This window comes from Arenimonas daejeonensis (genome assembly GCF_007993735.1).
In the GTDB taxonomy this organism is placed as follows: Bacteria; Pseudomonadota; Gammaproteobacteria; order Xanthomonadales; family Xanthomonadaceae; genus Arenimonas; species Arenimonas daejeonensis.
The window spans coordinates 2,316,581-2,341,490 of record NZ_CP042453.1 but is presented as its reverse complement, the minus strand read 5'-3'; the positions used below and the strand labels follow the sequence as shown (position 1 = coordinate 2,341,490).

At 68.2% G+C, this 24,910-nt stretch carries 25 protein-coding genes and 2 pseudogenes; 14 read left to right on the top strand and 13 right to left on the bottom strand.

What is annotated here, in order from left to right:
- Positions 1 to 23 precede the first annotated feature (23 nt).
- Both FRZ33_RS11405 and FRZ33_RS11400 read left to right on the top strand, forming a co-directional pair.
- The gene (locus FRZ33_RS11405) at positions 24 to 1,166 is read left to right on the top strand and encodes an NAD-dependent epimerase/dehydratase family protein (protein WP_146909756.1); all 1,143 of its coding nucleotides are present in this window, start codon (positions 24 to 26) and stop codon (positions 1,164 to 1,166) included.
- 136 nt (positions 1,167 to 1,302) lie between these two features.
- Positions 1,303 to 1,593 (top strand): hypothetical protein, encoded by a 291-nt coding sequence (locus tag FRZ33_RS11400; RefSeq protein ID WP_146909754.1) that lies wholly within the window; start codon positions 1,303 to 1,305, stop codon positions 1,591 to 1,593.
- An 89-nt stretch (positions 1,594 to 1,682) separates the two neighbouring features.
- Here the strand turns inward: FRZ33_RS11400 and FRZ33_RS15265 are convergent, their stop codons facing one another.
- Positions 1,683 to 1,823 carry a hypothetical protein gene (locus tag FRZ33_RS15265; RefSeq protein ID WP_158637208.1) on the bottom strand — a complete coding sequence of 47 codons (141 nt, stop codon included), beginning with the start codon at positions 1,821 to 1,823 and terminating at the stop codon, positions 1,683 to 1,685.
- Positions 1,824 to 2,290: 467 nt separating this feature from the next.
- On the opposite strand from FRZ33_RS15265, the gene FRZ33_RS11395 reads away from it, so the two are divergent.
- Together FRZ33_RS11395 and FRZ33_RS11390 are read left to right on the top strand one after the other, a co-directional pair.
- Positions 2,291 to 3,529: a hypothetical protein gene (locus FRZ33_RS11395; RefSeq protein WP_146909752.1), complete on the top strand. Its 1,239-nt coding sequence runs from the start codon at positions 2,291 to 2,293 to the stop codon at positions 3,527 to 3,529.
- 125 nt (positions 3,530 to 3,654) lie between these two features.
- Positions 3,655 to 4,089, top strand: coding sequence for a YHS domain-containing (seleno)protein (locus FRZ33_RS11390; protein WP_146909750.1), 435 nt, complete (start codon positions 3,655 to 3,657; stop codon positions 4,087 to 4,089).
- A 27-nt stretch (positions 4,090 to 4,116) separates the two neighbouring features.
- Here FRZ33_RS11390 and FRZ33_RS11385 read toward each other — a convergent pair whose 3' ends face one another.
- Together FRZ33_RS11385 and FRZ33_RS11380 are read right to left on the bottom strand one after the other, a co-directional pair.
- Positions 4,117 to 5,388: a DUF481 domain-containing protein gene (locus tag FRZ33_RS11385; protein ID WP_158637207.1), complete on the bottom strand. Its 1,272-nt coding sequence runs from the start codon at positions 5,386 to 5,388 to the stop codon at positions 4,117 to 4,119.
- 9 nt (positions 5,389 to 5,397) lie between these two features.
- Entirely contained in the window at positions 5,398 to 6,258 is an 861-nt protein-coding gene (locus tag FRZ33_RS11380) for an OmpA family protein (protein WP_146909746.1), read from the bottom strand.
- Between the two features lie 496 nt (positions 6,259 to 6,754).
- On the opposite strand from FRZ33_RS11380, the gene FRZ33_RS11375 reads away from it, so the two are divergent.
- Positions 6,755 to 7,021: a DksA/TraR family C4-type zinc finger protein gene (locus FRZ33_RS11375; protein WP_146909744.1), complete on the top strand. Its 267-nt coding sequence runs from the start codon at positions 6,755 to 6,757 to the stop codon at positions 7,019 to 7,021.
- A 22-nt stretch (positions 7,022 to 7,043) separates the two neighbouring features.
- On the opposite strand, the gene FRZ33_RS11370 is transcribed toward FRZ33_RS11375, so the two are convergent.
- Positions 7,044 to 8,576 (bottom strand): dipeptidyl-peptidase 3 family protein, encoded by a 1,533-nt coding sequence (locus FRZ33_RS11370; RefSeq protein ID WP_227977825.1) that lies wholly within the window; start codon positions 8,574 to 8,576, stop codon positions 7,044 to 7,046.
- On the bottom strand, positions 8,549 to 8,716 hold the full coding sequence (locus FRZ33_RS16375) for a hypothetical protein (protein ID WP_227977823.1): 168 nt from the start codon (positions 8,714 to 8,716) through the stop codon (positions 8,549 to 8,551). The genes FRZ33_RS11370 and FRZ33_RS16375 overlap by 28 nt, the downstream gene beginning before the upstream one ends.
- A gap of 187 nt (positions 8,717 to 8,903) precedes the next feature.
- Here FRZ33_RS16375 and FRZ33_RS11365 point away from each other — a divergent pair, with 187 nt between their 5' ends.
- The gene (locus FRZ33_RS11365) at positions 8,904 to 9,647 is read left to right on the top strand and encodes a DUF6445 family protein (RefSeq protein ID WP_227977820.1); all 744 of its coding nucleotides are present in this window, start codon (positions 8,904 to 8,906) and stop codon (positions 9,645 to 9,647) included.
- Positions 9,556 to 10,296 (top strand): rhamnogalacturonan acetylesterase, encoded by a 741-nt coding sequence (locus FRZ33_RS11360; protein WP_146909740.1) that lies wholly within the window; start codon positions 9,556 to 9,558, stop codon positions 10,294 to 10,296. The genes FRZ33_RS11365 and FRZ33_RS11360 overlap by 92 nt, the downstream gene beginning before the upstream one ends.
- A 19-nt stretch (positions 10,297 to 10,315) precedes the next feature.
- On the opposite strand, the gene FRZ33_RS11355 is transcribed toward FRZ33_RS11360, so the two are convergent.
- Positions 10,316 to 11,437, bottom strand: a complete 1,122-nt coding sequence (locus FRZ33_RS11355) for a diguanylate cyclase (RefSeq protein WP_158637206.1) — start codon at positions 11,435 to 11,437, stop codon at positions 10,316 to 10,318.
- A gap of 120 nt (positions 11,438 to 11,557) precedes the next feature.
- Between FRZ33_RS11355 and FRZ33_RS11350 the strand changes: the two genes are divergently transcribed.
- The 4 genes and pseudogenes from FRZ33_RS11350 (at position 11,558) to FRZ33_RS11335 (ending at position 15,032) form a co-directional block, all read left to right on the top strand.
- Positions 11,558 to 12,550 (top strand): LLM class flavin-dependent oxidoreductase, encoded by a 993-nt coding sequence (locus FRZ33_RS11350; RefSeq protein ID WP_146909736.1) that lies wholly within the window; start codon positions 11,558 to 11,560, stop codon positions 12,548 to 12,550.
- Positions 12,551 to 12,626: 76 nt separating this feature from the next.
- Positions 12,627 to 13,757: pseudogene (gene cfa, locus FRZ33_RS11345) on the top strand (cyclopropane fatty acyl phospholipid synthase).
- A 70-nt stretch (positions 13,758 to 13,827) separates the two neighbouring features.
- Entirely contained in the window at positions 13,828 to 14,166 is a 339-nt protein-coding gene (locus tag FRZ33_RS11340; RefSeq protein ID WP_146909734.1) for a zinc ribbon domain-containing protein YjdM, read from the top strand.
- An 8-nt stretch (positions 14,167 to 14,174) separates the two neighbouring features.
- Positions 14,175 to 15,032 carry a PA4780 family RIO1-like protein kinase gene (locus FRZ33_RS11335; protein WP_146909732.1) on the top strand — a complete coding sequence of 286 codons (858 nt, stop codon included), beginning with the start codon at positions 14,175 to 14,177 and terminating at the stop codon, positions 15,030 to 15,032.
- Positions 15,033 to 15,137: 105 nt separating this feature from the next.
- Here the strand turns inward: FRZ33_RS11335 and FRZ33_RS11330 are convergent, their stop codons facing one another.
- A complete protein-coding gene (locus FRZ33_RS11330; RefSeq protein WP_227977818.1) occupies positions 15,138 to 15,566 on the bottom strand; it encodes a DUF2272 domain-containing protein in 429 nt (142 codons plus the stop codon).
- A 397-nt stretch (positions 15,567 to 15,963) separates the two neighbouring features.
- Here FRZ33_RS11330 and FRZ33_RS11325 point away from each other — a divergent pair, with 397 nt between their 5' ends.
- Positions 15,964 to 17,157 (top strand): GGDEF domain-containing response regulator, encoded by a 1,194-nt coding sequence (locus tag FRZ33_RS11325; RefSeq protein WP_146909731.1) that lies wholly within the window; start codon positions 15,964 to 15,966, stop codon positions 17,155 to 17,157.
- On the opposite strand, the gene FRZ33_RS11320 is transcribed toward FRZ33_RS11325, so the two are convergent.
- Positions 17,154 to 17,984 (bottom strand): PhzF family phenazine biosynthesis protein, encoded by an 831-nt coding sequence (locus FRZ33_RS11320; RefSeq protein ID WP_146909728.1) that lies wholly within the window; start codon positions 17,982 to 17,984, stop codon positions 17,154 to 17,156. The two genes, FRZ33_RS11325 and FRZ33_RS11320, sit on opposite strands and share 4 nt — an antisense overlap.
- Positions 17,985 to 18,192: 208 nt before the next feature.
- On the opposite strand from FRZ33_RS11320, the gene FRZ33_RS11315 reads away from it, so the two are divergent.
- Positions 18,193 to 18,489 (top strand): hypothetical protein, encoded by a 297-nt coding sequence (locus FRZ33_RS11315; protein ID WP_146909726.1) that lies wholly within the window; start codon positions 18,193 to 18,195, stop codon positions 18,487 to 18,489.
- A gap of 23 nt (positions 18,490 to 18,512) precedes the next feature.
- Positions 18,513 to 20,639, top strand: a complete 2,127-nt coding sequence (locus FRZ33_RS11310) for an alpha/beta hydrolase family protein (RefSeq protein WP_146909724.1) — start codon at positions 18,513 to 18,515, stop codon at positions 20,637 to 20,639.
- On the opposite strand, the gene FRZ33_RS11305 is transcribed toward FRZ33_RS11310, so the two are convergent.
- The 5 genes and pseudogenes from FRZ33_RS11305 to FRZ33_RS11285 all read right to left on the bottom strand — a co-directional run bounded on the left by FRZ33_RS11305 (position 20,636) and on the right by FRZ33_RS11285 (position 24,852).
- Complete coding sequence (locus tag FRZ33_RS11305; RefSeq protein WP_146909722.1) at positions 20,636 to 20,959, bottom strand: YkgJ family cysteine cluster protein; 324 nt, start codon at positions 20,957 to 20,959, stop codon at positions 20,636 to 20,638. The genes FRZ33_RS11310 and FRZ33_RS11305 overlap by 4 nt on opposite strands.
- The gene (locus FRZ33_RS11300; protein ID WP_146909720.1) at positions 20,956 to 21,606 is read right to left on the bottom strand and encodes a class I SAM-dependent methyltransferase; all 651 of its coding nucleotides are present in this window, start codon (positions 21,604 to 21,606) and stop codon (positions 20,956 to 20,958) included. The genes FRZ33_RS11305 and FRZ33_RS11300 overlap by 4 nt, the downstream gene beginning before the upstream one ends.
- A 179-nt stretch (positions 21,607 to 21,785) precedes the next feature.
- A pseudogene (locus FRZ33_RS11295) lies at positions 21,786 to 22,746 on the bottom strand (DUF808 domain-containing protein).
- Between the two features lie 69 nt (positions 22,747 to 22,815).
- Positions 22,816 to 23,280, bottom strand: a complete 465-nt coding sequence (locus FRZ33_RS11290) for a hypothetical protein (RefSeq protein ID WP_158637204.1) — start codon at positions 23,278 to 23,280, stop codon at positions 22,816 to 22,818.
- 243 nt (positions 23,281 to 23,523) lie between these two features.
- A complete protein-coding gene (locus FRZ33_RS11285; RefSeq protein WP_146909716.1) occupies positions 23,524 to 24,852 on the bottom strand; it encodes a c-type cytochrome in 1,329 nt (442 codons plus the stop codon).
- Between the last annotated feature and the right edge of the window lie 58 nt (positions 24,853 to 24,910).

Genomic DNA, 24,910 nt, shown 5'->3' with positions numbered 1-24,910 from the left:
CCATTCCGCGCCAGGGGAGCGCCATGTCCACCACCCGCCGTGACCTGTTGAAGCTCGGGGCCCTCGCGGCTGCAGGTTCCGTACTGCCGTCCCTTGCCGCCGCGCAATCGTCCGCGGCCACCATCCCGAAGGCCGCCAGGCCGCTGCGCATCCTGATCCTGGGCGGCACCGGCTTCACCGGCCCGTTCCAGATCAACTACGCACTGGCGCGCGGCCACAAGGTGACGATGTTCAACCGCGGCAAGCGGCCGACGCCGGAATGGTCGGGCGAGGTGGAGCAGTTGCTGGGCGACCGCGACACCGGCGACCTGAAGTCACTGGAAGGCCGCCAGTGGGACGTCTGCATAGACAACCCCACCAGCCTGCCGTCGTGGGTGCGTGATGCCGGCAAGGTGCTCAAGGGCAACGTCGGGCATTACCTGTTCATCTCCACCATCTCGGTGTACGCCGATGGCGCGAAACCCGGCATCACCGAAGACGCGCCGGTGGCCCAGTACAAGGGCAAGGACGCGATGGCCGAAACCATGGTCACGCTGCGCGCCGACGTCGAAAACCTCTATGGTTCGCTGAAGGCCCTGAGCGAGGCCGAGGCGCGCAAACAGTTCGGCGCGAAGGTGACCATCGTGCGGCCGGGTTACATCGTCGGCCCGCGCGACGAGACCGACCGCTTCACCTACTGGCCCAAACGCATCGCCCAGGGCGGGGAAGTGCTGGTGCCCGGGGATGGCCTGGATCCGGTGCAGATCATCGACGGCCGCGACCTGGGCGAGTGGATGATCCGCCTGGCCGAAAGCGGCAGCACCGGCACCTTCAACGCCTGTGGCCCGGACTACGCATTGACGACCGATGCAATGGTGCACGGTTGCCACGCCGTCACCGGCGGGCCGGTGCGCTTCACCCATGTGACGCCGGCTTTCCTGGACAAACACCAGGTCGGCCTGCCGATCTGGGTGCCGCGCGAAGGCACGCCGTATTCGGGTTACGGCGCGGTGAGCAATGCCAAGGCGATCGCAGCGGGCCTTACGTTCCGTCCGTTGGCCACCACGGTCACGGACTTGCTGGCCTGGTACCGCAGCCTGCCGGCCGAACGCCAGGCCGAAATGCGCGCCGGCATCCCGTGCGAGAAGGAAACGGAGCTGCTGCAGGCCTGGCACGCCCAGGCCTGATCCGGCGACTGATAAGGTAGGGGCGGTGTTCCGGAGGGCGTCTCGATGATGGACGAGGTGCTGGTGGTCCGCTTCCAGGGGCGAACAGACCTTCCCGCAGGCGGTACAGGCGGTTGACGAGGCGCTGCGCCGTGCGGTGGAACAGGGCGCCCGCAAGGTGCTGCTGGATGTGCGCGAAATGACCGGTTTCGCCAGCCCGGGCCTGGCCCAGCGGGCCGAGATGGTGCGGCGCTGGGCCGACACCGTGCACGGCCGCGCCAAGGTGGCCATGATCAGCCGGCGCGAGATCAACGATCCGGAGCGGTTCGACATCGTCGTGGCCCGCCGCCTGGGCTTCGACGCCGACTTGTTCGAAAGCGAAGTGGCGGCACTGGAATGGCTGCACCAGCAGCCCGCGTTGTGGACCGGGCCGCCGCCCGAGTTCTGATCGGGATCAGCGCGGCAGGCGTGCCGCGTGCACGGCCCGGATCACAGGGTACAGGTCACCGTCGCTGAACTCGAAGGCCTGCCCGGTGTTCACCCGCTGCACCAGCACAGCGACTCGAGGCCGGAGGTCGAATAGCCGGCCTGTTCGGGCGTGATGCGTTCGAACGCGTCGCGGGATAGGACCGGCCCTGCCAGCAGCAGCAAGGCGAGGGCGAGCAGGCGCAGGGGCATTGACGTCTCCGCGAAAGGTGCCGAGACGATGCTAGCCAGTGCGTGGCCGGTACCGCAAACCAACGGCCTGGGCATGAAAAAGGCCAGCGCCGGTCGCCCGGGGCTGGCCTTTCACGCGGCGGGGCCGCCGTCGGATCAGCGGATGCTTTTCAGACGGGCAGCGCGGCGGCGGGCGCGGGCTTTCTTGTTCATGGGGATGGTCTCGGGGCGTGGATGGGGGCGCAATTGTGCCACATCCGCGGTCCTGACCGGGGATTCGTGATGCCATTCGCATCGCTCGCCTGTCGTCGAAGCTAGGTTTGAGCCTGTCCTGTGCCGGCGGCCGGCTGCGTGTAACGCCGGTTGTAAGTCGAATCCACCAGGGGGCAGCTCATGATCAATCGCAGCAAGAATCGCACGGGTGCGGGGCGACTGAAGTCGCTATCGCGGAACTTGGCGGGCGTCGGAATGGTGGCGCTGGTCTCGGCGTGCGCATCGACCCCACGGTATTCCGCGCCGCCGTCCGCCCCTCCGAAATACCGAAATCGGACAGTCATGGCGCAGCGATGGTCAACATCACGCCATGGAGTGGCTACGTGGACGAATGGAAGGAGCCGTCGTATCGAGGGGCCGATTTTTCAGGCATGTATACCCGCCTGATGATCCACGGCGAGATGGCGTCCAGGGGCGGGCAAGACGATGGCACCGAAGTGTTGCCGTACGAACCGAGGGGTTGGGTGGCGCGCGCGTTCGTGGACCGCGATTTCTCCATGAACCTGTCGGCCCATGTGACGGCGGGAAACTTCGTGGCCACGGTGCCGCTGGCGACCATATCGCACGAAAGCGGTTCGAAGGGCGAAAGCTGGAGTCGGTCGATACACCATTCACGCAGCGGTTTCCCACTCTTCCTGGTTTCTGTGGACGGCCGCTCGTCGGCGCCCAGCGTCAAGATTTCCGTGAACGGGAGCAAATCGTACACATCCCGCGGTGCGGCCACCGCCATGCAGGTGGCGGTCGGTATTTCCGACGCGGTCTCGCACAACCTGCCGGTGATCACGCGACTGACCCAGTCGGTGGCGAAGGAGCAGGCGATCGCCCTGGACGACGCCATTTCACGGCTTTTCGCCAGTGGTTTGACCGAGGAGCACTGGTCGGACCGGGATCTCAAGGAGTGGCGCGTGGGCGAAGAAGGCGAACCCCGGGGCGTGCACGTGCGTTTCTTCATACCGAAGGACTATTCCTGGAACAGCAAGGAACCTAGATATGTCGGCTCGTGGATACTGACCTTCGACTATCCGCGGCCATCCGTGTTCTCGGACTGGAGGGTCTGTCCGGAGCAGAACCAGCTCAAGCGTTGCGTGACGGACAAGGTCCAGGCGCAGCACAACGCCATGACCAGTTTCAGTGCAGGCGAGATCCTGAACTACCCGGTGCTCGTCGGGGGCCAGGAAACCGGCAGCGTGCACGCGCTGCTGTCGCAGAAGGCATGGTTCACGGCCAGCCAGGTGGCCATGGCCAACCGCAACAAGGCCGACGCGGCCGGGTCCAATTTCTGCCGCCTGATCGTCAACGAGATCACCGGCCTGGGATTGAACGAATTCGACGCCCGGGCGGTGGTCTGGGCGGTGGCGAAGGGAATGCCCATGGCGGATGCCGCCATCAGCCTGGACAAGGCCACCGGCTGCCGCGCGATCATTGCGGAAATCGATGCGGTGCGCGGCCGCTAGAGCCGATACCTGGACTTAGTTGCGCCGCCGGGCACGCTCGCCCGGCCACGCATCCTTTCGCCCTCAACGGGCCTCCTGTATCCAGGCAACCCACTGGAGACCGTCATTAAGAACCTGATCCGACACTGTTTCGCCCTGATGCTGATGCTCGCCCTGCCGGCCGCCGCCGTGGACGAGGTGTTCCAGACCGGGAGGGCGCCCTGCGGGGCTACGACACGGTGGCCTACCATACGGTTGGCGCGCCGGTGAAAGGCCGGGCCGAATTCAGCCACGACTGGAACGGCGCCACCTGGCGCTTCGCCAGCGCCGCCAACCGCGACGCCTTCGCCGCCGATCCGGCGAAATACGCGCCGCAGTACGGCGGCTATTGCGCATTCGGCACCTCGCGCGGCTACAAAGTCGGCACCGACCCGGCCGCTTTCGCGGTCGTGGACGGCAAGCTCTACCTCAACTACAACCTGCCGGTGCAGACGACCTGGAACAAGGACCGCCCGGGGTATATCGCCCAGGCCGACCGCATCTGGGTGACGCTGGAGACGACGCCGTATACGACGGAATGACCGTGCCGGTGCGCCTTCGGCCCGGTGTCAGAACCGGTAACGCAGGTACAGCCGCGCTTCTTCCTCGTTGGTGCGGTTGAGCGAGGCGGCGTCGCGGGTATAGGTCCAGCGCAGGCCGAAGCCCAGGTGCCGGGTCAGTTCGTAATGCAGTTCGGCATCGATGTCGCTGCCGACGTCACCGGTTTCCCAGTAGTAGAACTCGCCCCAACCCTTGGCGGAAAGCCGCGTCGAGAGCTGCCATTCGCTGGCCAGGTAGATCGATGGTGCGTTGACTCGCTCGTCGGCATCCAGGTCGACCAGGCTGACGTCGAATTCGTTCCAGAGCACGGCAACGCGCAGCATGCCCCGGTCGCTCCAGCGCCAGCGGTAACCACCGCCGGCGGCGGCCTGCAGCAGCAGATAGTCGTAGTCGACGTCCTCGAACTCGAACAGGTCGCGCTCTGCGTATCCCTCGGCCATCACGAACCAGCCCGGTTGGAAGTCGCGGATCCAGCGCAGGCGGCTGGCCACCTCGCGGCTGAGGATCTCGCCGTCCCGGGTTTCGTATTCATTGTCGAGCGTGAACAGGGTCACGTTGGCGCCGCGTTCCCAGCCGGCTTCCACCCGCAGTTTGATTTCATCGTCGTCGGCTTTGCCGTCCTCGGCCTCGCGGCTGAGCGCAGCGTCAATCTTCAGGTCGTCTGGTTTCCAGAACGGCGGTGCCAGGGTGTCGGCCACCAATTCTTCCGCCACGGCCTCCGGAGTCTGTGCGGGGATGAGCTGAAGGGTGGCGACAGTGGGAGCCTCCTTTGATTTGTCCAGCGTCGCCAGCACCTGCCGTTCCTCGCCGCAGGCCAGCAGCCAGATCTGCAGGCCGGTCTCCGACACCTGCGGTTCCTTGTCGGCGAAGGTGATGGAACCGCCGCGGGCCGCGCATTCGGCCAGTTCAATGGCGGCGGGGTCGCCCGACTCCAGTTGTGAACCCAGATGGCGCAGGGCGGCGATCACGGGCGGGGCCTTCGACGCGCTCAGTGTGTGCGAGCGCACGTCGTCGCAGGCCTGCCCGGACAGTCTGGCGCCGACACGGTACTGCGCCGACAGCGGCTTGCCCAGGTCCAGTGCCTGGTCCCCGGCGACGGCCAGGCCGACCTGGATGCAGGCGTGGGCTTCTTCGATGCGGGAAACGGGTGCCGTGTCGGTGGCGATGGCGGGAAAGCTCAGCGTCAGGCCCAGCAAGGCACCGGCGATCCCGGCCGCAGGCGGCCTGCGTGCGATGGTCCACATCGCACGACAGGCACGGTCATCGGTCTGGTTTGGCAAGGACGCGGCTCAGGGTTGGCGGACCAGTTCCACGCGCCGGTTCTTTGCCCGGCTCGCCTCGTCGGTTTCCGGCACCAGCGGCTTGTCGGGGCCGAACCCCTGGGCGCTGAGGCGGTCGGCGGCGATGCCCTTGCCGACCAGGGCGGCGAGCACCGACTCCGCGCGCTGCTTCGACAGTTCGCGGTTGCGTTCTGCGGTGCCGGTGGCGTCGGTGTGGCCATCAATGGACAGCTTCAGTGCCGGGTCGCCGGCCAGCAGCTTGGCGATCTCGTCGATCACCGGCGCGGCATCCGGGCGCAGCACGGCCTTGTCCACGTCGAAATTGATGTAGAGCGCGATGCGGCCGTCGGCGTCGAGCTTCTTCTTCATCTCGGCGGCGTCCACGAAACCGAGCTTGCTGGTCATGCCCTGGCGTTCCAGCACCACCACCTCGCCGTGCAGCGGGATGGCGCCGGTGCTGACCTGGATCCACCATTCCTTGCCGCCCTGGCGGATCAGGTAGGTATTGTTTTCGCAGCCTTCGCTGGCGCAGGTGCCGTGGTAGTGGCGGTCCACCTTGTCGCGGCCGCCGAAGGCTTCGAGCACTTCACCGGTGTACTGGGTGTCGCTGACCTTGACGCCGCCGAGCGCGGCGATGGCGTCGGCGTAGTTGCGCTGGAATTCGATGTCGCTGTATTCGCGCTGCTCCGGATGCGTCAGCTGGAAGCGGTCGCGGAACACCTTGCCTTCGACGGCGATGACCTTGCCGCCGGCGATCATGTGTTCTCGGTCGAAGTTCTTGTTGCGGTCCTTGTCGTCCAGCGTGGTCTTCAGGCCCTCGGGTTCCTTGAAGAAGGGGAAGGGCGGCAGGCTGGCGCCGGACTCGGGCACGCTGGCGGGGTCGAAGTCGGCGACGACGGCGGGTGCGGCTTCGGCGGCCGGTTCGGCAGAAGGTGCGGGGCTTCCGGCGCACCTTCCATCGGCAGCTCGGCCGGGGATTGATCGCCACCACTCGGCGCGCTGTCCTCGTAAGCCAGCTCCGTGACGCCTGCGGCGGTCTGGGCAGCGGCTTCGGGAACCTCCTGTCCGGACTCAGCGCTGGCGGCATCGTCCGCGGGGCTGGGCTCGGCCTGGCTGCCGCAGGCGGCAAGGCTGAGGGAGGCGGCAAGCATCAGGGGAAGGGCAGGCGCATGGTTTGCTCCGATCGGGGATGCGGGGAAACCGGGCGGAGGGCCTGGAGGGCGGCACCGCTCGCGGCGACAGCGTCGGCATCGTAACCCGCCTGAACGATGCCCGGCCAATGGCCCTCCGTGCGGCCAGGCCCTTGGATTCCATCGGCAACGGCCACATCATCCGGACATCCCCACTGCAATTCCCGGAGCGAGCCATGGCCACCGGTTGGGCCGGCGACGGCGCCGTACAGGACCAGATCGACGCCACCATCAAGGATGGCATCCAGCGCGTGCGCGACCAGCTGCCCAAGGGCCCGAGCCTGAAGCGCTGCGAGGAGTGCGACGCGAAGATCCCCGAAGCCCGCCGCAAGGCGCTGCCGGGCGTGCGGCTGTGCGTGCCCTGCCAGGAAGCGCACGACCACGAACAGACGGCCGCCAGCGGCTACAACCGCCGCGGCAGCAAGGACAGCCAGCTGCGCTGAGTGGCTGTCCCGTGCGCTTGCGTCAGAGCCCCAGCACCTCGCGGCCCTGCGTGAACACGATGTCCACCGGGATGTTCGCCTGCTCGATGCGGTCCAGGTCGGACTGCAGCACCGGGCCGATGCCGCCCAGCTCGTCCTGCAGCGCCTTGGCGCCGGCGTAGTCGCCATCGCCCTGCAGGGTCAGGATCTTCGCCGACAGCGAATCCACCGCCGCCTGCATCTTCTCGAAGTCCACGCGGTACTGGCCGGTGGCTTCGTCGCGGCTGAAGGCGCCTTCGCGCTGCAGCCAGTTGAAGGCGACCATGTTGGCCCGGCCGTGCGCGCTGGAAGCACCGAAGCGCACCGAGCGGAAGATGCCGGCCAGGAAGGTCACGTAGTTGTGGTTGCGTTTGGCGGCGTCCAGTTCGCCCATCTCGCCCAGCTTGCCGATCATGTACAGGCCCAGGATGTCGGCCTTGCCTTCTTCGTAACTGCTGGTCAGGTCGGTCAGCGCCTCGCGCACCGTGCCCTTGCCGTCGAGCGTGTTCTTGATGCCCAGGCCGTGCGCGACCTCATGGAACATCACGTTCTCGAAGAAGGCGTCGAAGGTGACCTGGTCGCGCTGGTCCTCGGCGATCAGCTGGGCCGAGATCGGCAGCATGATGGTGTCGAACTTGGCGCGCATGGCGTTCTTGAGCTGCAGGCGGCGTGAACCCTTGGCGAGCTGGACTTCTTCGTCGTTGGGCAGGTTGATGGCGATGGTCTTGGCGCCGGAATTGGCGTCGCCGCCGTAGTAGATGGCGTCGTAGGCGTTGAGGTCGGCGTCGGTGCCCGGCATCTCGGCCTTGTACTTTTCCTCGACCGGCAGGCCGCGCTGCAGCGCCGGCAGGTGCTGCGCGAACTTCGCCAGGCGCTCGCTCCATTCGATGTCCTTGACCAGCACGAAGGCCTCGAACGCGGCCTTGGTGCCGTACAGCGCGTCCTGGTAGCTCTCGATCGGACCGATGACGACGTCGATCGGGCTGGTCTTCATGTCCATCCAGGCCATGTCGCTGGGCTGGTAGTTGTCGGTCTCCAGCGCCTCGGCGCGCAGCTTCAGGTAATTGCGGAAACTCTCGTCGCTGGCGACTTCGGCCGCCTGGCGCAGCAGGTCTGCAACCTGCTTGAGTTCGGTTCCGTATTCGACGTGGTAGGGAACCACCACCAGCTGGCCGCCTTCGTCGCGCGACAGGATCGTGTACAGGCTGTCCTTGCCGGGCAGGTCGGCGGCGGCGAATTCCTCTTTCGTCATGTCGGCCGGGTAGAAACGTGCGCCGGGCGGACGTGGGCCGACACCGTCCACGAAGGGTTTGTCATTGTCCAGGCGGTCCCAGGGGCCGTAGTTGATCTCGACGAAACGGCGCGTGGCTTCGTCGGGAATGGTCGACAGCAGGCCGTCCTTGTCGCCGTACACCTGCTTCCAGAACAGCGCGTCCATGATCTCGCCGGCCTGAAGCAACAGCACGATGGCCTGGCGGTCGCCGTCGGACAGGTGCGAAAGGTCGGCCGTCAGCGGCACCTGGGCGTAGGCCGCCACTTTGGCGGCGATGTCGTTCGCCGGTTGCGCGGCAGCCGGTGCTTCGGCAGATGCTTCCGGTGCCTGGGGGCGGGCTGGCAGGCCATCAGGCCGCTGCCGAGCGTGAGGATGATGGCGAGACTGAGGGGGCGCAGGGACATGGGCTTTCTCCGGGATTCCGACCGGCGCCCATCCTAGTCTGCCCGGGCCCGTCCGGCACCCCTGCCGGAAGTCGCCTGACTCACATGCATCCGGGTACGGTCGAACAAGTGGGGCGGGGTTTCGGGACTTCCGGGCCGAAGGTTAGACTCCGGCCATGCCCGTTTCCCAGATCATCGTCGACGACTTATGGACAACGCGCAGGACCTGCGCGAGGCGGGACTGCGCCTGACCTATCCGCCGGTGGACGGCAATTTCCCCGGCCGCAACTCGCACGAACGCATCACCATCCAGGGCCTGGACCAGCAGGTCTCGAAGCTGGTGGGCGAGCCGCTGGTGGCGCTGTCGCCGAGCCAGGCCCACGGCAAGTTCCGCATCGCCACCGCCGGCGACACCGGCCGGGCCAAGGTGCACGTGGACGCCTCGCACTGGTCGGGCATCCTCTACCTGAGCCGGCCGGAAGACTGCCGCGGTGGCACCGAGTTCTTCCGGCACATTCCGACCAATACCGAACGCGGTCCCTACAACGACCAGGAAGCGCAGGCGATGGGGCATGTCTCGGCCAAGCAGATGATCGCCGACATCCTGGAGCGCGACACGCTGGACGATTCCAAGTGGGAGCTCACCATGCGGGTGCCGATGCGCTTCAACCGCCTGGTGCTGCTGCGGCCCTGGCTGTGGCATACGGCGGGCGAGGCCTTCGGTGATTCGCTGCAAAACGGCCGCTTCGTCTACCTGATGTTCTTTGCTTCGGCGCGACAGGTGGCGGGTGCGTCTTCCCCTATGCCGGCGCGACGTCCGGGCCGGCCGCGCCTTCCTACCTTTCGAGCTGAACCACGCCATGTTCGCCACCTGCCTTGGCCTGATGCTGGCGCTGGCCGCGCCCGAAGCGCCGCCCGTTGCCGCCGCCGTCACCGTGCACCTGGCCGGTGATTCGACGATGGCGCCGAAACTGGACGTCAAGCGCCCGGAAAGTGGTTGGGGCGAATACCTGCAGGCGCAGTTCCGGCCCGGCACCGTGGTGGTGGACAACCGCGCGCGCAACGGCCGCAGCACGCGCACCTTCATCGAACTGGGCGAATGGCAGGCGCTGCTGGAGGTGCTGGCGCCGGGCGACGTGGTGCTGATCCAGTTCGCGCACAACGACCAGTCCGAGAACAAGCCCGACCGCTACACGCCGCTGCCGGACTATGTCGCCAACCTCGAGCGTTTCCTGCGCGAGGTGCGGGCGCGCGAGGCGACGCCGATGCTGCTGACGCCGGTGGCCCGGCGGAACTTCGACGCCACCGGCAGGCTCGTGCCCAGTCACGGCGGGTATCCGCAGCGTGTGCGCGAACTCGCGGCGCGCGAACAGGTGGCGCTGGTGGACATGGAGCGGCTGAGTTCGGACGTAGTGACCGCAGCGGGTGTCGAGGGTTCGAAGGCGCTGTTCCTGTGGCAGGCGCCGGGCCAGCATCCGAACTATCCGCAGGGCATCGAGGACGACACGCATTTCTCGCCGGAAGGTGCGCGCCGCATGGCGGCCGCGTTCGCGGACGAGTTGCGCCGGCAGTCGCTGCCGCTGGCGGACCGGTTGCCCTGACGCACGGCCAGCGTTTGGCTCAGCTCTCGACGACGTTGCGGGCCTCGCCCGTCGAGGCACGGTTGCGGCCTTCGTGTTTGGCGCGGTAGAGCGCGCGATCGGCCGCCTCGATCCACTCGCGCAGTCCCAGGCCGCTGACCGGCGCCGCCGCCAGGCCCAGGCTGATCGAACCGCGCAGGTCTGGACTGTTCTCGAAGCGCAGGCCTTCGACCGCGGCGCGCAGGCGTTCTGCGATGTGCTGCGCTTCGGCCAGCGCCACCGGCAGCACCACCACGAACTCGTCGCCGCCCAGTCGGCCGGCATGGCCGTCGCCACGCAGTTCTCGGCGCAGCAGGTCGGCGATGCCGCGCAGCACGTCGTCGCCGACGCCGTGGCCATAGCGGTCGTTGATGCTCTTGAAATGGTCGGCGTCGATCAGCATCAGTGTCGCGGGCTTGTCTTCGGTCTGGTGGTGCCTGAGCAGGATCTGCGCCTGTTTCTCCCAGTGTCGGCGGCTGTCCAGGCCGGTCAGCGCGTCACGCTGGGTCAGGGCTTCGAGCTGCAGGTTCTGCTGCTGCACGCGACGCACCAGCTGGTAGCTGCCCAGGCTGACGGCCAGCGTGTGGATGACAAGGATCGGCAGGCTGGCCAGCACCACGGTCATGCTCGACTGCGGCTGCATCGCGAATCCGGTGAACAGGCCCGCGGCCAGCATCGCCACGACCACGCCGGGCAGCGAGCGCAGCCACAGGCCGCGGATGCCGGAATTGATCTTGTCGGCGGTGACCACCGTGAGCAGCACCACCGACGGCATCAGGTTGAAGTGCATCAGCGGCAGCCAGCTGCCGGCGAGGCAGGAATCGAGCATGAAATTCCTGAGCTCGGCCCGGAACGGGTCGCGGCTGCGGCGGGCGACCCCATAGGCCAGGTGCGGCCAGATGAAACAGCCGAACACCATCCAGGCCCAGGCCGGCCAGGGTGACTGCAGTTCGTGCATCACCGCGATCAGTGGCAGCGACCCCAGGCCCATGCCCAGCACCCGGAAACGATAGGTGCGCTGGGGCAGGGACTGCAGCCGGGTGGCTGTCTCACGGGACCGCTGCACCCGTTCGGCCGGATCGGCCTTGGCGGTATCGGCCTTGGATTGTGATGCGTATCGCATTCGGTGCTCCGCGCGGGCAGAAAACATGGCCTCATATGCAAAGCAAGATTCATGCCGTTGATGCCATGGAGTTCGCGGGCTTCGCCCCCACATCGGGAGTCTGGTCTTCCTGGACTCCCCATGATCCCGCTCTCGATCCTCGACCTGGCCCCCGTCACCGAAGGCAGCACGCCGGCGGCGACCTTCGCCAACACGCTCGACCTGGCCCGCCACGCCGAACGCCTCGGCTACCGGCGCTACTGGCTGGCCGAACACCACAACATGCCCGGCATCGCCAGCGCGGCGACCGCGGTGCTGATCGGCCATGTTGCGGCCGGCACGGACACGATCCGCGTTGGCGCCGGCGGCGTGATGCTGCCCAACCACGCGCCGCTGCAGGTGGCCGAACAGTTCGGCACGCTGGGCACGCTGTTCCCCGGCCGCATCGACCTGGGGCTGGGACGTGCGCCGGGTACCGACCAGGCCGCGGCCAGGGCCCTGCGCCGCTATTACGAAAACGCCGAGGAATTCCCGGCCGACGTGGCCGAACTGCTCGGTTATTTCGAGCCCGCGCGGGCAGGGCAGGCGGTGCGCGCCGTGCCCGGCGAGAGCGTGCCGCTGGAGGTCTGGGTGTTGGGGTCTAGCCTGTTCGGCGCACGGCTGGCAGCGGTGCTGGGGTTGCCCTATGCGTTCGCCTCGCATTTCGCGCCCGATGCGCTGGACACCGCGGTGGCGACCTACCGCCGCGAGTTCCGCCCGTCGGCGCGGCTGGCGTCACCGCACGTGATGTTGGCGCTGAACGTCGTGGCGGCCGAAACCGATGCCGAGGCCGGACGCCTGTTCACCACCCAGCAGCAGGCCTTCGTCAACCTGCGCCGTGGCCGTCCCGGCCTGGTGCCGCCGCCGCTGGAAAGCGCCGAAGCCATCCACGCCTACTGCACGCCGCACGAGAAGCAGGGCATCGATGCCGCGCTCGCCTGCGCCGTGGTCGGCAGTGGCGCGACCGTGCGGGCCGGGCTGCAGGATTTCATAGCCAGGCACCAGCCGGACGAACTGCTGCTTACGGCGAACATTTTCGACCATGCCGCGCGTGTGCGTTCGTTCGAGCTCGCGATGGACGCCGCGTCAGCCTGACACCACGGATTGGCTGACCGCGGGCCGCGGCGTATCCTGAAAACGCCTGGTTTTTCCAGCAGGAGGAGGCCGTTCCATGAACGGCGGTATTCCGGTCGCGGGCGATGTGTTCACCCGCCGGGTCGCGCAGCGGCTGCAGCCCGCGGACGTCCGGCTCGACGGCGGCCGCCCCTGGGACATCCGCGTGCACGATCCGCGGTTCGCGGCGCAGGTCCTGGCAACCGGTTCACTGGGGTTCGGTGAGTCCTACATGGACGAGGGGTGGGATGCCGACGATCTGGACGGCCTGCTGTTCCGCCTGATGCGTGCACGCGTGGACCGGCACCCGGTTGACATCGCCACGGCCTGGACCGCGCTGAAGGCGCGGCTGGTCAACCTGCAGTCGCGGCGCCGCAGTTTCGAGGTCGGCCGCCGCCATTACGACCTTGGCAACGATCTCTACCAGGCGATGCTGGGTCGGCGCCTGGTCTACAGCTGCGGCTACTGGCGCACCGCCGACACCTGGACGCTGCGCAGGAGGCCAAGCTCGACCTGGTCTGCCGCAAGCTGGGCCTGGCGCCGGGCATGCGCGTGCTGGACATCGGCTGCGGCTGGGGCGAAACGCTGAAATACGCGGTCGAACGTTACGGCGTGTCGGGCGTGGGGGTGACGGTGTCGACGCAGCAGGCGGAATTCGCGCGGCAGCTGTGCGCCGGCCTCCCGGTGGATATCCGCCTGTGCGACTACCGCGAGGTGGACGAACGCTTCGACCGGGTGCTGTCGCTGGGCATGTTCGAACATGTCGGCGTGCGCAACTACGGCGTGTTCTTCGACGTCGTGCGGCGCTGCCTGTCCGCCGGGGGCTGGTGCCTGCTGCACACGATCGGGGGTGAACGCTCGGTCCGCCATACCGATCCCTGGATCGCACGCTACATCTTCCCGAACTCGATGCCCCTCGGCGGCGCAGGTCAGCGCCGCGGTCGAAGGCCGGTTCGTGATCGAGGACTGGCACAACTTCGGCGCCGACTACGACCGGACGCTGCAGGCCTGGCGCGACAACATCGAAGCCGCCTGGCCGTCGCTGCCCGCCTACGACCGGCGGTTCCGGCGCATGTGGCGCTTCTACCTGTGCAGCGCGATGGCGCTGTTCCGCAGCCGGCGGGCCCAACTCTGGCAGCTGGTGCTGTCGCCGCAGGGCATCCCGGGCGGCTATGTCGCCCCGCGCTGAAGGGGCGTGCCGCACGGGCCAGGGTGTGCGGGCGCTATAATCCCGCCCCGTCCATCGCCCCAGGGTTTCCATGTCCGCACTTCCCGATTGCCCCGTTTGCGGCATGGGCAACACCTATCCTGACGGTACGAACCTGGTCTGCGCCGACTGCGGCCACGAATGGTCGCCGACCGCCGAGGTCGAGGCCGACGAGGACGTGGTGGCGGTGCGCGATGCCAACGGCAACCTGCTGCAGGACGGTGACGATGTCGTGCTGGTGAAGGACCTGAAGGTGAAGGGGTCGTCCCTGGTCCTGAAGATGGGCACCAAGGTCCGCAACATCCGCGTGGTCGGTGGCGACCATGACGTCGAGGGCCGCGTGGACGGCAGCCCGATGATGCTCAAGTCCGCGTTCCTGAAGAAGGTCTGAGCAGGCGGATGAAAACCCCCAAGGGCCTGCAGCCGCTGATCGACGACGGCATCGTCGACGAGGTGCTGCGCCCGCTCAAGAGCGGCAAGGAAGCCTCGGTCTATGTCGTGCGCTGCGGCAGCGAGGTGCTGTGCGCCAAGGTCTACAAGGACATGGCCCAGCGCAGTTTCCAGGCCCGCGTGGTCTACCAGGAAGGCCGCAAGGTGCGCGGCAGCCGCCAGCAGCGGGCGATGGGCAAGGCCACCAAGTTCGGCAAGCGCGAGGCCGAGACCGCCTGGAAGAACACCGAAGTGGACGCGCTCTACCGCCTGGCCGAGGCCGGGGTGACCGTACCGCGGCCGCATGGCCACTTCCACGGCGTGCTGCTGATGGACCTGGTCACCGACGCTGATGGTCACAGTGCGCCCCGGCTGGGCGAAGTCGAACTCGAGCCGGACCAGGCGCGCGACTACCACGCCCGCCTGGTGCGCGACGTGGTGCGCATGCTGTGCCTGGGCCTGGTGCACGGCGACCTGTCCGAATACAACGTGCTGGTGGCGCCCGACGGCCCGGTTCTGATCGACTTCCCGCAGGTGCTCAGCGCCGCCGGCAACAACGCCGCACGCGCGCTGCTGCTGCGCGACGTGCACAACGTCCGCGACAGCCTGGCCCGGTTCGCGCCCGAGTTGAGCGCAAGCCACTACGGCGAAGAAATGTGGGCGCTCTACGAAAAGGGCGACCTGCGTCCGGACAGCGTCCTGACCGGGCACTTCGTGTTCGACGAGCGCGAAGCCGACGTGGACGCGGTGCTGTACTCGATCGAGGACGCGCGCCAGGAGGCGGTCATCCGCCAGCAGGGGCGCGAGGCGGCGGAACAGCAGGACTGATCCGGGGATGGCGATGAAGAAGCGACTGGTGCTGGTGGCGGCGATCATCCTGGCCTGGCTGGCCTTCCTGGCCTGGCAGCGGCAGACGATCGAGCAGTTCACCGGCTAGAGCAGGGTCTGGATGACGCAGATGTGCAGCCCGTCGGGGTTGCGCACACGGCCATCCGGGTCCAGCCGGACTTCCTTCAGGCCGATGCTGTCGCCTTCGTTGCCGCCGATGGTGCGCAGGTAACCGCCGCGCGGATCGGCACCGACTTCGACCACGATGGCGCTGTGCGACTCGTAGCGGCGGTGGCTGGCGGCGTAGTCGAAGTCGTAGCGGTGGCCGGCGCGGTTGTTCTGCAGCAGGTCGCCCACTTTCGGTGCGTGCGTTTCCACCGGGTGGCCGCGGAACACGCCCTGGCCGCGGGCGGTGTTGGCGATGGCGGCGTGCACGAAGTCGCCGTGGCGCATCGAGAACACGAACTGGTCGGCCGTGGCCCCGGCCTGGTGCACGCACCAGCTGACGAACACCGCCGACCACGCCGTCTGCACCCGCTGAAGGCCAGGCCCAGGTCGGTCCAGTAGGTTTCGATCTGGGCCGCCAGCGGCGCCTGGTTCTCCCGCACCAGCCGGTAGCGCCGGTACTGGTCCTTGGCCAGGCTGGCGAGCCGTTTCTGGAAGGCGGTTGCCATGGTCGGGTTCTCCGGTCAGGAGGCCCGATCCTGGGGAGCCGGCTGTCCGCCAGGGCAAGACATGGCCGTTGTTTTGGCCACGAGCGCTGACCGGGACAGCGGAATTGCGGGGCGGGCGCCGGATTCTGTGACCGCCTTGGTGGGCTCCCGCGGTCGCTTGGGCTAGATTGGCCGGGTCACTGAGCCCGCAGAGGGGGCCCGATGGGCGGCGAGACCGGCGCGAAGGCGCGCATCCTGGTCGTGGACGACTCAAGCTGATGCGCAAGGCGGCGCTGAAGATGCTGGGCGACGAGTTCGACGTGGTCACGGCCGATGACGGCGTGGACGCCTGGGGCGTGCTCGAGGGCGATGCCAGCATCCAGGTCGTCTTCACCGACCTCAACATGCCGCGCTGCGACGGCTACGAGCTGCTGCGCCGGGTCCGCACCGCGGAAGATCCCGGCGTGCAGGGCCTGCCCGTGATCGTCGTCACTGGCGCCGAGAACGACGAGGCGGCGCGCATGCAGGCGCTGGACCTGGGCGCCACCGACTTCATCACCAAGCCCTTCACCACCACCGACCTGGTGGCACGCGCCCGCGCCCATGCCACGCACCAGCGCGTCACCCGCGAGCTGCAGGCGCAGGCCATGCTCGACAGCCTGACCGGCCTGGCCAACAAGAGCGGCCTGTTGGACCGGCTGCAGCAGGACATCGCCTACGCGCGCCGGCACCAGCAGCCGCTGAGCCTGGTGCGGATCGAGATCGAGGACTTCCGGCGCTTCTTCCTCTATTACGGCCGCAACGTGGCCGAAGCGCTGGTGCTGCAGGTGGCGCGCCTGGTGCGCGCCCGCATCCGCAAGGAAGACACCGCCGCGCGCATCGGCCTGGGTGGTTTTGCGCTGTCGCTGCCGGGCGGCCAGGCCGAGGGCATCGCCGGCATGATCGAGCGGCTGCGCGCCGAGATCAGCGCCCAGGCGCCGCACGACGAAGACGGCAAGGTGATCGAAGTGGCGTTGCGTGCCGTCGTGCTGGCGCCGGACCTGACGGCCGGACCGAACGCCACGACGGTGTTCGATGAGTGCCAGGCCTTGCTGGATCAGACACCTGTCGCCGAACCCCCGCCGCGCGAAACGCCGGCATCGGCGCCCGCGCCTGCAGTTCCGGCGGCTCCCGCTGCACCGGCCGCACCCGCCGCACCCGCCGCACCAGCGACTGCAGCGCCGGTGCTTACCCAGGTGTCAGCGCCCGCATCGGTCGCGCCCGCGCCACCACCGCAAAAGACGCACGACACGTCCCCGGCCCCGGCCGAAGCGCTGCGCCTCGACCCCTTGTTCGACCAGCTGGCAAGCGGCGACAGCCTGCCGCTGCGGCAGAACCTGCCTGGCGTGATCAACCGGCTGCTGCCGCTGTTCCGGCTGCTGAGTCCGAACCAGCGTGCCCAGCTGGTCCAGTTCCTGCAGCGCCTGGGTTAGTCCATCACCCGCGCCAGGCCCGAGACGCGGATGGAAGCGCCGCGTTCCAGGCCGATCTCGGCGCGCAGCCGCGAACGCTGGCCCATGTCCTCACCCTGCACCAGGGTGATCGCGCCACCGTGTGGCCAACCCAGGTCGCGAAGGTAACCGGCCAGCGCGGCGGTCGACGCACCGGTGGCCGGATCTTCGTAAACCCCGCCCGACGCGAACGCGTTGCGGGTGTGGAAATGCCGCTCGTTCTCGGCGAAGGCGAGGGCGATGGTGACCAGACCGTGGTCCTGCATCAGCGCGCGGCCGGCCGCCAGGTCGTAACGCATCGCCCGCAGCGTTTCGCGGTCGCGCAGCGCCAGCAGCAGGTGGTCGGCGCCGCCGTGGATGCGCGCCGGCGGCAGGCGTGGGTCGAGGTCGCCGGTGGCCAGGCCGAACAGCGCCAGCGCGGGGGCCAGGAGCCCGGGCGGGACGGCTTCGCTGCGGGTCGGCGGCGACTGCAGTGCGGCGCTGAGCTGTGCGCCATCGCGCCGGCCTTCGACGGTGATGCGGGCCTGGTTGAGCGTCAGCGCGAACACGCCGTCGCCGTGGTCCAGCGCCAGTGCCGCGCCCAGCGCGATGGTGGCGTGGCCGCAGAAGGGCACTTCCGAGGCGGGCGAGAAGTAACGCACGCGCCAGCCATCGGCAACCGGCGCCGCGAACGCGGTTTCGGAGAACCCGACTTCGGCGGCGATGCGCTGCATCGCCGGGACGTCGGGCAGTTCGGCGGAGATATGCACGCCGGCGGGATTACCGCCGGTGCGGCCATCGGAAAACGCGGCGATGCGGCGAAGGCTCATGGTCGGGTCCGGTGATTCGGTCTGTGCCCATCTTGGGGGCAGAGCGCGGCCGGTACAGCCCTTGCCTGCGAAACGGTGTGGCGCATATTCGCGAACAGGGTCACGAATCGGCTCAAGCCGACGCGGTCATGGCGGCATCGCACCGTCGAAGCCTTGGCAAGGCCATTGATCTGCCGGAAGATCGAGGCACGTTCCAGGGAAAGCATCCATGCCCTTGTCGCCACGCCGCGGTGCCGGAATCCGGCGCCTGTCCGCCATCGTGCTGATCCTGGCCGCGGGCCTCGCCGGTGCCCGCGATTTCAGGGTCGATCCGGGCGAACTGCCCGAGCTGCGGCCGGGCGAGGGCCTGCTGGTGGTGGCCGTGGACTCGGATACCGAGGTGAAGTGGCTCAGCGTCAAGAGCCAGGCCAGCATTTTCACGGGCGGAAAACTTCCCGACATCGGCGTCGGCTATACCGTGGCCCTGTATGTGCTGCCTGCGGGGAGTACCGCTGGGACCGCCTGAGCCTGGGCTGGCTGTACTGGAGCATGCGCGAGAATACGGAGGCACGGTTCGAGGTCAAGCCCGGCCGCATCACCTATGCCGGTGACCTGATCTACCGCGATTTCGGCCGCATCCGCATCGCCAATCGTGGACTTCGCGTGCTCGACTGGCTCGAGGAAAAACATCCTGCCCTGCTGCGCAAGCACGACTTCGAATACGTCGGCTATTACCCGGACCCGTTCCCCGACTATTACCGCGGGCGGCTGGCGCAGGCCACGAAGCCGGTGCGGGACGAAAGTCGCGCCGCGCCGAAACCCGGCAAGCTGCCGCTGCCGGTGCGCGAGCTGTGGAAGGAGTCGCGCGTGCGTTCCGTGTCCCTGAGTCCCGGCGGAAGGTATGCCGCGGCGTCGGTGAGCGAGGGCGTAAAACACTGGGGCATCGAGCTGTACGACCTGGAGAACGAGTCGGTGCGCACCCTGGCGACCGGCGAGATCGAGATCGAAGGCGTGCGCTGGATCAAGGATGACGTGCTGATGGCCACCCTGGCGACCTTCAATGGCCTGCCGGTGGTGACCCTGTACCGTTTTGACGAGGACGGCAGCCAGACCATGCTTACCGCCGGCCGCCCCGGCGTGGTCGTCGATACGCTGCCCGGTGATCCGGGCCACATCCTGTTCGCCACCATCGCCAGCGACGGCCGCACGGCGGTGCACCGGATCGACATCCGCAGTCAGGCGGCGCTGGGCAAGTTCAAGTACAACCTCCGGGAACGGCTGAACATCGGCCTGGAGGGCGACTACAGCTGGTTCACCGACGGCGCCGGCAATATCCGCGCCGCGCTGGTCGAGCGCGACGAGGGTGCCGATGTGCTGGTGCACGGGGGTGACCGCAAGTTCCAGACCGTGCTCGAACTCGACGAGCCCGGGTTTTTCACGCCCCTGGCGGTCTCGGCCGATGGCCGCCTGGTCTATGGCCTGAGCGAGTCGGAGCGGGACCAGCGCGAACTGGTCGAGTTCGATCCGGCGACCCGGAAGATCACCCGCACCCTGTTTTCCAAACCCGGTGTGGACGTGGTCAGGCCGCTGTTCGATGACAAACACCAGCCCATCGGCGCGACCTACTACGAAGGTGGCCGACTGGTGAGCGAATATTTCGACAAGACGCGGCAGAGCCAGGTGGACGCGCTGCAGCGTGCGTTCCCCGGACGCACGATCGCGGTGATTGATCGCGACCGGTCCGGCCGCAACCTGCTGCTGTGGGTGGACGGCATCGACCAGCCACCGCAGATCTACCATGTGAATGCCGACGCGGGTCGCGCCAGTCTGCTGGACGAGTCGGCACCCTGGCTGGCCGACAGGACGCTGGCGCCGGGCCACATCATGCGCGTGCGCGCCAAGGACGGACTGGAGATCGAGGCCTTCCTGACCCTGCCGGCCGGCGACAGGCCGCGTCCGCTGGTGGTGATGCCGCACGGCGGCCCGATCGGCGTCGCCGACCGGCCGCATTTCAACCCCGAGGTGCAGTTCCTGGCGTCGCTCGGCTATGCCGTGCTGCAGATCAACTTCCGCGGCTCCGCGGGTTATGGCAAGGCCTTCCGGGAGGCCGGCCACGGCGGCCACGGCACCGTGATCGAGGACGACGTCGAAGCGGCGCTGGCCGAGGCGCTGAAGCGTTTTCCGCTCGATCCCGGGCGCATGTGCATGCTCGGCAGCAGTTACGGCGGGTATTCGTCGCTGGTGTCGGCAGTGCGTTCGCCGGACAGGTTCCGCTGCGTGGTCTCGATCGCCGGCGTCAGCGACCGCACGCTGTTCTTCACCTCCAGCGACGCCGGGCGGTCCGAACAGGGCCGGCGCGAGCTGGAACGTGTGATCGGCGATCCGCGCACGGAAGGCGAACGCATGATCGCCACTTCGCCGCTGTTCCAGGTGGAGAAGCTGACCACACCGGTGATGCTGGTGCACGGCGCCGAGGACATGCGCGTGGACTACGAACACACCCGGCGCCTGGTGCGCATGCTGGGCATGGCGGGCCACCCGCCGGTGGTGCTGCGCTTCGAGGACGAGGGTCATGGCCTGGACGACCTGGACAACATCGAGACCGCCTGGGAAGGCATCGCCGGATTCCTGCGCCAACACCTGGATGAGCGTCCGCCGGCGGCCACCGGAAGCTAGCCGCCGCGGGCGCTGTCCTCGCGGATGGCCCGGCAATACGGCCCGGCCATCAGGAATCGCCGGCAGGCCTGCGGGCGCTGTTCGTAGATGCCGCACATGTTGCCCTTGAGCGCCATGCAGTAACCGTTTTCGCCGCGTGCCATCACCCGCAGGCCGGCAGGATCCACCGCCACGAATTCAGCGGGTACGGCATGGTCTTCCGGCATCAACACCACAGTCAGCCGGCAGCACAGCGCACTGCAGTTGTCGCAATGCACCGGTGACTCCGGTGGTTGCCGGGTGTCGAGCAAGTGCAGGGTGGCGCCCGGCAGCGGTCTCATCGCCGGTAGCTCAGCAGGCGACCGCGGTAGGGCGCGATGTCGCCGTCATCGAAGGCGCTGCGCACCTCGTCCACGACGTAACCCTGTTCGTGCATCGCCGTGGTAAAGGCGCCGCTGTTGCCGCGCCCCGGGTCGGTGATCAGCACCTCGGCCTGCGGGCTGGCGTGGTGGGCCAGCAGGGACGCCAACTGCGCGGCGTGGCCACGTTCGTACAGTACGTCGCTGCCGATGATCAGGTCGAAGTGGCCCAGCGCCGGTTGCGGCAGCGTCCAGGCCAGGTCCAGGTAATGCGGCATCGGCAGGCCGTTCAGCGCGGCGTTGTAGGTCAGGAATTCTTCCGCCAGCGGATGGTGGTCGCTGGCGGTGATGTCGGCCTGGCGCCGCTGCAGCACCAGGCTGGACAGGCCGAGGCCGCAGCCGAGCTCCAGGATGCGCTTGCCGGCGACGTCGAAGCCGCTCATGGCCTGCGCCAGTACGCGCCCCGAGGGCCAGACCTGGCCGAACAGGCTCCATTGCGCCGACGAGATGCCGGCGCGTTCGGCCAGGCCGTGCGGATCGGCGAACTGCTGCAGGTCGCTCAAGGCGCGGATGCGGTAGTCCTGGCCGCCGAAACGCAGGGTGAGCAGGCGTGTGGTGTAGCCCGGCATGGGCACTCCCGTGGGGGCGTCGTCCCAGGCGGGACGTGAACGCGGTAAGGGAGCGAAACGGAGGGGCGGTGGCCCGGGCGTGACGCGCTCGAAGGACGATGGCGCGTCGCCATCTTACGCCCTCGGTGGCCGGGTGGCGCGTTCTGTCTGCAGCGGTTCAGGCCCGGGCGGGCCTGCGTTCACGCGGGTTGGGGCTTGCCCGGGCCGCGCAGCTTCTGCCACGCCGTGACCGCCAGCACCACCACGATGCCGGCCAGGATGCCGAAGAGGGCGTCGCCCAGCAGCGACACCACGGTGCCCATCCCGCCGGCCGGCGAAAGGTCCTGGATCAGGTGGTGCACCGGCGCGATGGCATGCGTGAGGATGCCGCCGCCGACCAGGAACATGGCTGCGGTGCCGGCGAAGGACAGCAGTTTCATCAGCCAGGGGGCAGCCCGCAGGATGCCGCGGCCGCAGGCGCGTTTGAAGCGGCGGAAGGCGCTATCACGGGGCAAACGGCTCAGGTACAGGCCGCCATCGTCGAGCTTGACGATGCCCGCGACCAGGCCATACACGCCGACGGTCATGATGACCGAGATCGCGATCAGCACGCCGAGCTGGGTCGTGAAGCCCTTGCCCGCCACCGATCCCAGGCTGATGACGATGATCTCGGCGGAAAGGATGAAGTCGGTGCGGATGGCGCCCTTGATCTTGTTCTTTTCGAACGCCACCAGGTCCACCGACTCGTCGGCTACGGCCTCGACCAGTTCGACGTGATGCTGCCGGTCTTCGGCCTTGCTGTGCAGGAACTTGTGCGCCAGTTTCTCCACGCCTTCGTAACAAAGGAACGCACCGCCGATCATCATCAGGGGCAGCACCAGGGGGCACGTTCCAGCCGCGCGACCCGAGCCAGGATTCCAGCGCGACGATCGCCAGCGCCGCCGGCACCAGGATCATCTTGTTGACCGCAGAGCCCTTGGCCACTGCCCAGACCACCGGCAGTTCGCGCTCCGGCTTCACGCCGGACACCTGCTGCGCGTTCAGCGCCAGGTCGTCGCCCAGCACGCCGGCGGTTTTCTTGGTGGCGACCTTGGTCATCACCGAGACGTCGTCCATGATCGTGGCGATGTCGTCGAGCAGGGCGAGCAGGCTGGAGGCCATGGATGCGACCACTTGGGAAAGAGGGCGCGATTCTCTCACCGCCATGCGGCGGCGCCTACCCTGCGGGTGTCAGCCCCCGGCGGCGGGCGACGCGACGCGGTTGCCCGGGAAGGCGTGTTCGCCGGGCTGCTGCAGCCAATCCGACAGGCCGGCGGGTTCGTCCAGCTCGCACAGGTCCGGCCCGGTGCCCTTGGGGGCCGGCCAGAACGCCGCGTTGATGTCGTGCACGATCTCGGTGCGGCGTTCGGCCCGCATCGCGGCGATGCGCAGCGAACTGTTCGCTGGCAGCAGCACGCTGCCGGTGATCTTCTCTTCCTGGAACACTTTGCCCGTGAAGTCGAGCTTCGGGCGCAGGCAGTAGGGCTGGTCCGAATGATTCCTGACGACCACGACGAAGACATCGCCTTCCTTCGCGGACAACGCGTCCACGTAACCCCAGGCCATGTTGAAATCCAGCTGCGCCGCCTGGTTCAGCGGTGCGGTGCGGTACTGCCACTGGGACCAGCGGGTGCTGTCCTCGCCGCGGCCCTGCATGTCCTGCTCGAACTGCTCGCGAGCCGATACCTGCGCCGCGGCGGGGCGATCCAGGCCGCCAGGGCGGCGATCGGCAGCAACAAGGCAAGCAGGCAGCGTTGAGAGGTCGGGGAAGTCATGGCGGGCTCCATCAGGTCCGGCCACGAGCCTGACCCCTGACCCGGCCTGGGACAAGGCCGGGGCGCCCGGCGGACGATTCTGGCCGACGTGTGCGGGCAGGCCACGAGGCCGGCCTGGTTGCCGTCAGGCCTCGGGCAGGCGTTCCAGCACGAGGTCCGCTTCTTCTTCCGAGATCACCCGCAACGCCCTGCCGGTGTCGTCCAGCTCGAAGCGCAGCGGCGCCAGCCCGCCGTCGGGCCAGTAACGGGTTTCGGACAGTGGGATCAGTCGCAGCGACGGGCCGTCGGGGTCCACGGCCAGCAGGTTGTCTCCGTCGCGACGGATCTCGAGCGACCAGTCGTAACGTTCGTTGCGATAGTGGCCAACCAGGCCGTCGAAACGTGCCGGGTCCACGGCCACCGCTTCCGGGAGCTCGATCCGGTTACGTTCGCCCAGGCCGTGTTCCTGGCCGCAGACGGTACACAGGGTCGGTGGCGCCTGGTTGCTGATCCAGTGCGCGATCGGCGGCCGGCTGGCCAGCCAGGCATGCAGCGCGTGCAGGTCGGTGTCGTCCAGGTTGCGGAAGGCGACCCACGGCATCATCGGGTGCGTGGTGCCGCCCTTGCCGGTGCGGATGATCCGGATGAAGGCCTCGGCGTCGTAGTCCACGCCGGAAGCATGCGGATTGAGGTTGGTGCTGTGGGCGTGGTGTTCGCCCCGTTCGATCAGGTTGCCGCCGGCGTACAGGCCCGCCAGACGTGGTGCCTCCCAGCCGGTATGGCAGCCACTGCAGTCGGCCAGGCTGGCGAGGTAGCGGCCGCGTTGCACGGGCATGGAGACATCCGGTGCGTGCACCGGTTCAAGGATGGCGCGTGGCGCCGTGGCGGCGCGCTTCAGCTCTTCTTCGCTCATCTGCGTTCGCGGCAACGGATTGCGCACCGGCGTCAGTGTGCGCAGCCATACCACCACCGAGGCCAGGTCCTCGTCGCTGAGGTTGGAGAAGCTCCGGTACCACATCGCCGGGTGCAGCACGCGGCCGTCGTGACCGATGCCCTCGCGGATGGCGCGGGCCAGCATGTCGTCGGTCCAGCGGCCGGTACCGGTTTCGGCATCGGGCGTGATGTTCGGTGCGACCAGGCGGCGGCCCTTGCCGTCGTCGCGCCAGACCAGCCCGGCGCCTTCGCGGCCCAACTTGGGCGGCGCGCCGGGCTGTTCCCAGTCGCGTTCGGAATGGCACACCAGGCACTGCAGCAGCCCTTCGCCGAGATAGCGGCCGCGATCACGGCGCGCGGCGGTGGCTTCGAACACGCGGTCGGTGAGTGGCCGCAGCGAGGTGCCGGGCGGCACGTCGACCTGGGGAACGGCGGGGGCAGATGCCGTCGCGGGAGGCGTCGGCGGCTGGCCGCAGCCGGTCAGTACCGATACGGCGACGAACAGCGCCGCGCGAAATGACGTGGTGCGGCATCGGGTCATCTTCCAGCTTCCGTCGGGACTCTCCGCTTGAACGGACAGCCTTCCGGGGGCCGGCCAG